The sequence below is a fragment of the Amycolatopsis sp. DSM 110486 genome, assembly GCF_019468465.1.
Classification (GTDB): domain Bacteria; phylum Actinomycetota; class Actinomycetes; order Mycobacteriales; family Pseudonocardiaceae; genus Amycolatopsis.
The window spans coordinates 936,501-942,500 of the sequence record NZ_CP080519.1; the positions used below are offsets into that span (position 1 = coordinate 936,501).

Genomic DNA, 6,000 nt, shown 5'->3' on the forward strand with positions numbered 1-6,000 from the left:
GGCTCCTTCGTGCTGTGGCGTTCCTAATCCCTTTATACCCCTCCGGGGTAGGGGTTCACCACGTGGGCCGCCTGTGGGACCGGTTACCCGGCCCGGCAGACTGCGGTGATGCGGAAGCTGTACGCGATCGGGATCGGGGCCGGCGATCCGGAACACCTCACCGTCCAGGCGATCGACCGCCTCAACCGCGTCGACGTGTTCTTCGTCCTCGACAAGGGCTCCGCGAAGGCCGACCTCGTGCGGCTGCGCCAGGACATCCTGTCGCGCTTCGTCACACGCCCCGGCTACCGCGTGGTCACCGCCACGGACCCCGACCGCGATCGCACGCCGTCCGACTACCGCGCTGCCGTCGCCGACTGGCACGAGCTCCGCACGGACGTCTACGAGCGTCTCATCCGCGACTCCCTCGGCCCCGACGACACCGGCGCCTTCCTCGTCTGGGGCGACCCGTCGCTGTACGACAGCACCATCGCCCTCATCGAGGCAGTGCTCGCGCGCGGCAACGTCGCTTTCGACTACGAGGTGGTCCCCGGCGTGAGCAGCATCTCCGCGCTCGTCGCCCGCCACCGCACGACGATGAACCAGATCGGCCGCGCCGTCCAGCTCACCACCGGCCGCCGCCTCGCCACGGGCTGGCCCGCCGACGCCGACGACGTCTTCGTCCTGCTCGACGCGCACACCACCTTCGACCGGTTCACCGACCAGGGCCTGCACATCTACTGGGGCGCGTACGTCGGCACCCCGGACGAGATCCTGCTGTCGGGCCCCCTGGACTCCGCGTTGGCCGCGCGCCTCCGCTCGGTCCGTGCGGAGGCCCGCGAAAAACACGGCTGGATCATGGACACGTACCTGCTGCGCCGCCCGGTGGACCGCAGCGATGGGTGAGCTCCAGGACCGGATTCAACGTCGGCTCGACACTTTGGTCGATACCGGCGCGGAGACCGGTCTGCAGGTCGCCGTCTACGAGGGCGGCGCGCTCATCGTCGACGCGGTGGCGGGCACGGCCGAGCCGGGGCGACCGCTCACCTCCGGCACGCCGATCTTCAGCTTCTCCACCGCCAAGAACGTGGCGGCCACGCTCGCCCACCTGCTCGTCGCGCGGGGTTTCCTCGACTACGACAGCCCGGTCACGGACCTCTGGCCCGAGTTCGGCGCACACGGCAAGGCCACGGCGACGCTCCGGCACGTGCTGACCCACACGGTCGGACTGCCGGCCATGCCGCGCGAGATCACCCCGCGCGAGCTTCCCGACTGGTCCAGGGTGTGCGAGTCGCTGGCCGCCGCCGAGCCGCGCTGGCCGCCGGGGACCGCCACGGGCTACCACTCGTTCACCTTCGGCTACCTCGGCGGCGAGCTGGCCCGCCGTGCGACCGGACGGTCCATGTCCGAGTTGCTGCGCGAGTGGATCACAGTGCCGCTCGGGATCGAGGGGCAGCTCTACTTCGCCGCTCCGGAGGAGGTGCTGGCGGGTTTCGCGCGCCTCGAGCAGCAGGCTTCGCACTGGCCGGCCGCCCCGATCCTCGCCCCCTGGGAAAGCCGGCCGAGTGCCGATTTCGGAAACACCGACACGATCCTGCGCGCCGATATTCCGTCCGTGGGTACGGCCACCGCCCACGGCCTCGCCGCGATGTACAACGCCGTGCTGCAAGGCACGCTCGTGGATGCCGCGCGGTTGACGGAACTGTCCGCGCTCGCTTTCGAGGGCACGGACCAGGTTTTCGGCAACCCGGTGCGCATGGCCTTGGGCTTCCCGATCGGCCGCATCGGCGCCCCCGCCGAGGAGAACTCCGCGGCCTTCGGCTGGCCAGGCGGGGGCGGCAGCTACGCCTACGCCGACCCCGCTCGCGGAGTCGCCTTCGCCCTGACGAAAACCCGGCTCGTACCGAACTTCGACACCGCACTGTCGGTCACCGCGATCCTCGCCGACCATCTGTCCGGGACCGGTTGAGCTTCCGCACGAAGGGGAAAATGATGTCCACTCCTACGGCTGACAACTCGTGCGCGCCGCAGACCAGCCTCGGTCCGTTCTCCTCGCCGGGCGCCAGCCCGACTCCGTGGGAGGCGACGGAGTGGGCACTGCGTCACATCCAGAAATTCCACCTGTGCACGGTGCGCCGCGACGGCCGCCCCCACGTGACACCGCTGCTGGCGATCTGGGCGCTCGGCGCGATGTGGTTCACCACAGGCGACCGCGAGCAGAAAGCCAAGAACCTCAGCTCCAACCAGGCCTGCACACTGAGCACCGGAACCGGCACCCTGACCGGCATGGACTACATCATCGAAGGCATCGCGAGCCTGGTCACCGACCAGCCCACCAGGGAAACCGCGGCGACGGCGTTCGAACAGGCCTACGGCTGGCAACTCACCCGCGAGGACGGAACGTGGTACCAACTCGGCGACGCCATCAGGACCGGGAACGTTCAGCTCTACCGGGTCCAGCCCGACAAGGCTTTCGCCTTCGCGACCGGTAGCGAGTCGTCGCAGACTCGCTACCGCTGGAGCTGAGTCGTGGACCCGCCGGCGGCGGTCGAAAAGGTGCGGAAATAGAGTTAGGCCCCGGGAGAACCGTGAAGATTCTCGACCGGGGCCTAACCCTAATGTTAGTTCGGCGGCGTCCTACTCTCCCACAACCCTTCGATTGCAGTACCATCGGCGCTACCAGGCTTAGCTTCCGGGTTCGGAATGGGACCGGGCGTTTCCCTGGCGCTATAACCACCGAAACACTATGAAACACGCGTGGTGTTTCAGAACCGTAGAGTGGATGCGTAACATCTTTGTAGGCAAGTCCTCGGCCTATTAGTACCAGTCAACTCAACAACACATTACTGTGCTTCCATTTCTGGCCTATCAACCCAATCGTCTCTTGGGGGCCTTAACCCACATGGGGTGGGATACCTCATCTTGGAACAGGCTTCCCGCTTAGATGCCTTCAGCGGTTATCCCTTCCGAACGTGGCCAACCAGCCATGCCCCTGGCGGGACAACTGGCACACCAGAGGTTCGTCCGTCCCGGTCCTCTCGTACTAGGGACAGCCTTCCTCAAGTATCCTACGCGCGCGGCGGATAGGGACCGAACTGTCTCACGACGTTCTAAACCCAGCTCGCGTGCCGCTTTAATGGGCGAACAGCCCAACCCTTGGGACCTACTCCGGCCCCAGGATGCGACGAGCCGACATCGAGGTGCCAAACCATGCCGTCGATATGGACTCTTGGGCAAGATCAGCCTGTTATCCCCGGGGTACCTTTTATCCGTTGAGCGACACCCCTTCCACCAGGTGGTGCCGGATCACTAGTCCCGACTTTCGTCCCTGCTCGACATGTCTGTCTCACAGTCAAGCTCCCTTGTGCACTTGCACTCAACACCTGATTGCCAACCAGGCTGAGGGAACCTTTGGGCGCCTCCGTTACTCTTTAGGAGGCAACCGCCCCAGTTAAACTACCCATCAGGCACTGTCCCTGAACCAGATCATGGCCCGAGGTTCAGATTCCCAATTCGACCAGAGTGGTATTTCAACATTGACTCCACAGTAACTAGCGTCACCGCTTCACAGTCTCCCACCTATCCTACACAAGCCGAACCGAAAACCAATACCAAACTATAGTAAAGGTCCCGGGGTCTTTCCGTCCTGCCGCGCGTAACGAGCATCTTTACTCGTAGTGCAATTTCGCCGGGCCTGTGGTTGAGACAGCCGGAAAGTCGTTACGCCATTCGTGCAGGTCGGAACTTACCCGACAAGGAATTTCGCTACCTTAGGATGGTTATAGTTACCACCGCCGTTTACTGGCGCTTAAATTCTCAGCTTCACCCCCGAAGGGATTAACCGGTCCTCTTAACGTTCCAGCACCGGGCAGGCGTCAGTCCATATACATCGTCTTGCGACTTCGCATGGACCTGTGTTTTTAGTAAACAGTCGCTTTCCGCTGGTCTCTGCGGCCACCCACCCCTAGTCCGCGAAGGACTTCAAGGTGTTTGGCCCCCCTTCTCCCGAAGTTACGGGGGCATTTTGCCGAGTTCCTTAACCACAGTTCACCCGATCGCCTTGGTATTCTCTACCTGACCACCTGTGTTGGTTTGGGGTACGGGCCGTGCATGCACTCACTAGAGGCTTTTCTCGGCAGCATAGGATCACCCTCTTCGCCTCAAACGGCTACGCATCACGTCTCAGCCTCATGGAACACGGATTTGCCTATGTTCCGGCCTACACGCTTACACCAGGACAACCATCGCCTGGCGGAGCTACCTTCCTGCGTCACCCCATCGCTTGACTACTACAGAATCAGATCCCACGCTCCACAACACAGCTCCATCCGAAGACTTCACCATGCGCTTTGGGTGGTTAGTATCAACTGCCTCATCATGGGCGCACATGCTCGGGTACGGGAATATCAACCCGTTGTCCATCGACTACGCCTGTCGGCCTCGCCTTAGGTCCCGACTTACCCTGGGCGGATTAGCCTGGCCCAGGAACCCTTGGTCATCCGGCGGCAGAGTTTCTCACTCTGCATTCGCTACTCATGCCTGCATTCTCACTCCCACACCCTCCACCGCTAGCTTCCGCCACGGCTTCACTGGATGCAGGACGCTCCCCTACCCATCAACACGACTACACACAACCCCGAAAGGTTGAGCGGATCTAATGTGTCAATGACACAGCTTCGGCGGTGTGCTTAAGCCCCGCTACATTGTCGGCGCAGGACCACTTGACCAGTGAGCTATTACGCACTCTTTCAAGGGTGGCTGCTTCTAAGCCAACCTCCTGGTTGTCTGGGCAATCCCACATCCTTTCCCACTGAGCACACACTTAGGGGCCTTAGCTGGTGTTCTGGGCTGTTTCCCTCTCGACGACGAAGCTTATCCCCCGCCGTCTCACTGCCGCGCTCTCACTTATTGGTATTCGGAGTTTGGTTGATTTCGGTAACCCGGTAAGGCCCCTAGACCATCCAGTAGCTCTACCCCCAACAAGAAACACGCGACGCTGCACCTAAATGCATTTCGGGGAGAACCAGCTATCACGGAGTTTGATTGGCCTTTCACCCCTACCCACAGCTCATCCCCCAGGTTTTCAACCCTGGTGGGTTCGGGCCTCCACGACGTCTTACCGACGCTTCACCCTGGCCATGGGTAGATCACTCCGCTTCGGGTCTAGACCACGCGACTCAAACGCCCTATTCAGACTCGCTTTCGCTACGGCTACCCCACACGGGTTAACCTCGCCACGCAGCACTAACTCGCAGGCTCATTCTTCAAAAGGCACGCCATCACTCGAAAGCTCTGACGGCTTGTAGGCACACGGTTTCAGGTACTCTTTCACTCCCCTCCCGGGGTACTTTTCATCTTTCCCTCACGGTACTCGTCCGCTATCGGTCTTCAGGAAGTATTTAGGCTTACCGGGTGGTCCCGGCAGATTCACAGCAAATTCCACGAGCTCGCTGCTACTCGGGAACACCACCAAGAACAACAACATGCGTTTTCGCGTACGGGACTCTCACCCACTCCGGTCGCCCATCCCAAGGCGTTCCACTAACACATGCGCCATCCCGAAGAAATGTCAGTCTCTTCAAGGCGGGTCCCACAACACCGTCTACACAACCCCTGACAGGTATCACATGCAAACGGTTTAGCCTCTTCCGCTTTCGCTCGCCACTACTCACGGAATCACTTTTGTTTTCTCTTCCTACGGGTACTGAGATGTTTCACTTCCCCGCGTTCCCTCCACACCGGCTATATATTCACCGGCGGGTAACACCACATCACTGGTGCTGGGTTTCCCCATTCGGAAATCCTCGGATCACAGCTCGGTTGACAGCTCCCCGAGGCTTATCGCAGCCTCCTACGTCCTTCATCGGCTCCTGAAGCCAAGACATCCACCATGTGCCCTTAACAACTTGACCACAAAGATGCTCGCATCCACTCTACAGTTCTCAAACACCACACCAGAAACAACGTTCCCAGGGCAAATGCCCCAAGGCGTGTTGCCTCAGGACCCAACAGTGTGCATCG

3 protein-coding genes and 2 rRNA genes are annotated in these 6,000 nt (G+C 61.5%); 3 read left to right on the plus strand and 2 right to left on the minus strand.

The features are described from left to right. The first annotated feature begins 108 nt into the window (after nt 1–108). The 3 genes from cobF to K1T34_RS04560 are packed head-to-tail and all read left to right on the plus strand — an operon-like array spanning nt 109 to nt 2,505. Complete coding sequence (gene cobF, locus K1T34_RS04550) at nt 109–885, plus strand: precorrin-6A synthase (deacetylating) (protein ID WP_220243039.1); 777 nt, start codon at nt 109–111, stop codon at nt 883–885. After that, nucleotides 878–1,948, plus strand: coding sequence for a serine hydrolase domain-containing protein (locus K1T34_RS04555; protein WP_220243040.1), 1,071 nt, complete (start codon nt 878–880; stop codon nt 1,946–1,948). The genes cobF and K1T34_RS04555 overlap by 8 nt, the downstream gene beginning before the upstream one ends. A gap of 23 nt (nt 1,949–1,971) precedes the next feature. Next, nucleotides 1,972–2,505 (plus strand): pyridoxamine 5'-phosphate oxidase family protein, encoded by a 534-nt coding sequence (locus K1T34_RS04560; RefSeq protein WP_220243041.1) that lies wholly within the window; start codon nt 1,972–1,974, stop codon nt 2,503–2,505. Nucleotides 2,506–2,603: 98 nt separating this feature from the next. On the opposite strand, the gene rrf is transcribed toward K1T34_RS04560, so the two are convergent. Together rrf and K1T34_RS04570 are read right to left on the minus strand one after the other, a co-directional pair. Beyond that, a 5S ribosomal RNA gene (gene rrf / locus K1T34_RS04565) occupies nt 2,604–2,720 on the minus strand. A 56-nt stretch (nt 2,721–2,776) separates the two neighbouring features. Further along, nucleotides 2,777–5,891, minus strand: a 23S ribosomal RNA gene (locus tag K1T34_RS04570). Nucleotides 5,892–6,000: the final 109 nt, after the last annotated feature.